Origin of the sequence: Xenorhabdus hominickii (assembly GCF_002632725.1) — a bacterium.
Classification (GTDB): Bacteria; Pseudomonadota; Gammaproteobacteria; order Enterobacterales; family Enterobacteriaceae; genus Xenorhabdus; species Xenorhabdus hominickii.
Genome location: NZ_NJAI01000032.1, coordinates 1 through 1,916, shown reverse-complemented (window position 1 = coordinate 1,916; position 1,916 = coordinate 1). Strand labels below are relative to the sequence as shown.

Genomic DNA, 1,916 nt, shown 5'->3' with positions numbered 1-1,916 from the left:
GATTTCTAAAGTGTCGAAGGCGATGAAATGGCCACTAAACCCCGTTAGCTAAATAACTACGCGATTAAAACTTCCGAAGGTAAGTTGATTATAACACTATAGTTATAGTGGTTGTTTATCAATTTGTTTTCCGTTGCGAAACCACACTTTAATAGGTGAATACGTCTTGGTAGATAAACCACCCACTTGGAATTTATGTGAATAAACTGCATCAACAGTATGTATTTTTTTTCTTGAAAACGATTCAATGTGTTATAAAGCTTATCTCTTTCAGTTGGTTTGTCCTCCTTCCCAAAAAAGAGATTCCCTACGTAATCCGGGCTTAATAGGCTTTTCAAAACATTAGTATTGCCATCACGCTTATAAGAAAATTTTTTTTTCGTTTCATTGTATTCAATGAAACTAGGTATACGTGTTTTTCCTATATAGCCTTGTACAATAATGTGCTCTCGCACAAGGCCGCGTTCGCGCTCAGCTTTACTTATCAGTATGGATACTTCAGCAGCCAAAGATGATTCCCCGCCCGTTGCCGAGTCACACATTATCAAATGAACATAGCTATACAATTGTATAGCATCCTTGAAAAAATCCTGACACATCTGATTAACGAGTGTTTCCGCACCCACTGCGCGATTATCTATCCACGCATATCCCACTTCCGCATGAGAAACAATATTTAATCGTTGTTCCCCTTGAAAAGTATCCTTAAAGTAGTATGCACCATTGAAAAACTCAATATAGACAGGCTTTTTCATAAAAATATACTCCACGTTATCTAATAAAGAATCAATGGTTATGTTAGTTTTTATTATTATACAACTATGATCATTGTTATAAGCTTCATAGTAATTTTAGGTTACAATTCTTAATCCTAATTAAATAACATTTTGATACTTTACTCAATCCAAATAGATCGATTTTACTCAGCTTTTCAATACAGCAACTTTTAGTTTGTACCCCAATAAGTTAACTTATTAAACGGAGGTAGTTTGCATCGGATTCTCTATGCAAATACGTAAGCTAATGACTGGATAATGTTGATGTATTTTACCGTTCTATTAATAAAGAATGGTAATTATCGGGTTCTGTCGCATTAGCGGAACATCAGGTAAGCGCTCCTGTTTTTGAGCGAATCCAGAACGATGTCCCTGACTCGATAAACGTTCAAAAGACTGCATTATCCTGTTGATATCATCGCTCAGTGTGTTAGCTGAGATTGATGCCATTTTCAAAAGTCATATACACACCAGTCGTTATGCCTTGTTAATCGATGTAATTGACTTATGAAAATGATACAAAGAAATAAAATAAAGCTATTATTACAGCAATATTTTAATAATGAGCGTTGTCAGTTGATGATAACAGTAGCCAGTAAAAGAATTATGGAAGAGGCACAAAAATCCAAATAACTTAAAAAGTTGATTGGGCTAATTAGTAGTTTTAGTTCTTATATTTAAATATATTTAATAAGCAGAATACTGTATAACTAAGCAAAGAAGGTGATTATGAAAGCAGTAATTTTTGATATGGATGGTGTGCTAATAGACTCTGAGCCATTATGGAAAAAAGCAGGTATGCAAATTTTAAATCATTATGGTGTTCCAGTCACCTATGATGAAATGCTTGGTATGATAGGTATACCAGTACCTGGTATGGTCGATAGAGTGTGTCGGCTTTATCATAAAAATGATTTAGATAAATTTAAAATTGAAAAGGATTTTTTCAAAAAAGGAATTGAATTAATCCTTACAGAAAACCCACTTATGGATGGTGTGGTAGAATGTTTAAACCTATTAGTAGAAAAAAACATTAAAATTGGTATTGCCTCTGCTTCACCACGATTATTAATATTAAAAATAATTGAGCAATGTGGTATCGATAATTATTTTGAATATATATCTTCAGCAGATGATATA

General features: G+C 33.4%; 3 protein-coding genes. 1 reads left to right on the top strand and 2 read right to left on the bottom strand.

What is annotated here, in order from left to right:
- Window positions 1-56: 56 nt before the first annotated feature.
- Together Xhom_RS24745 and Xhom_RS47325 are read right to left on the bottom strand one after the other, a co-directional pair.
- On the bottom strand, window positions 57-755 hold the full coding sequence (locus tag Xhom_RS24745) for a hypothetical protein (protein WP_069315524.1): 699 nt from the start codon (window positions 753-755) through the stop codon (window positions 57-59).
- A 303-nt stretch (window positions 756-1,058) separates the two neighbouring features.
- Window positions 1,059-1,226: a hypothetical protein gene (locus tag Xhom_RS47325; RefSeq protein ID WP_157104599.1), complete on the bottom strand. Its 168-nt coding sequence runs from the start codon at window positions 1,224-1,226 to the stop codon at window positions 1,059-1,061.
- A 279-nt stretch (window positions 1,227-1,505) separates the two neighbouring features.
- Between Xhom_RS47325 and Xhom_RS24740 the strand changes: the two genes are divergently transcribed.
- A partial coding sequence (locus Xhom_RS24740; RefSeq protein ID WP_145957521.1) for an HAD family hydrolase occupies window positions 1,506-1,916 on the top strand: 411 nt, incomplete at its 3' end.